The sequence below is a fragment of the Oleiphilus sp. HI0080 genome, assembly GCF_001635135.1.
In genome coordinates this window covers 1-452 of sequence record NZ_LWFU01000147.1, presented here as the reverse complement: position 1 = coordinate 452, position 452 = coordinate 1, and the positions used below count along the sequence as shown (strand labels likewise).

The following is a 452-nucleotide window of genomic DNA, read 5'->3' as shown; positions in this document are numbered from 1 at the left end:
AGGCGGAATCCGGCGATCTCACGGTCTTTAGCGTCGGAAATATCCATAGAGTCGTGATAGAACGCGGACAATGCACCAACGACACCGCACATGATCGCCATCGGGTGAGCATCGCGACGAAAGCCTCGGAAAAACTGGTGTACTTGGTCGTGAACCATTGTGTGGTTGCGCACAGTGGCGCGGAATGACTCACTCTCTTCTTTGGAAGGAAGTTCTCCGTGAAGGAGTAGGTGGCATAACTCGAGGTAGTCGGAGTTTTCAGCTAGCTGATCGATTGGGTAGCCGCGGTGTAGAAGAACACCCTTGCCGCCATCAATGTAGGTGATTGATGACTCACATGCCGCTGTGGAAACGAACCCTGGGTCATAAGTAAACAGGCCTTCGGACACAAGGCCGCGTACGTCGATTACGTCAGGGCCTACTGTGCCGGAATACATTGGTAAGTCGATGGT

1 protein-coding gene is annotated in these 452 nt (G+C 53.1%); it reads right to left on the bottom strand.

The features are described from left to right. Nucleotides 1–449: citrate/2-methylcitrate synthase (locus A3751_RS01755; protein WP_304438993.1), on the bottom strand; the 449-nt coding region annotated here is incomplete at its 3' end. Nucleotides 450–452 lie beyond the last annotated feature (3 nt).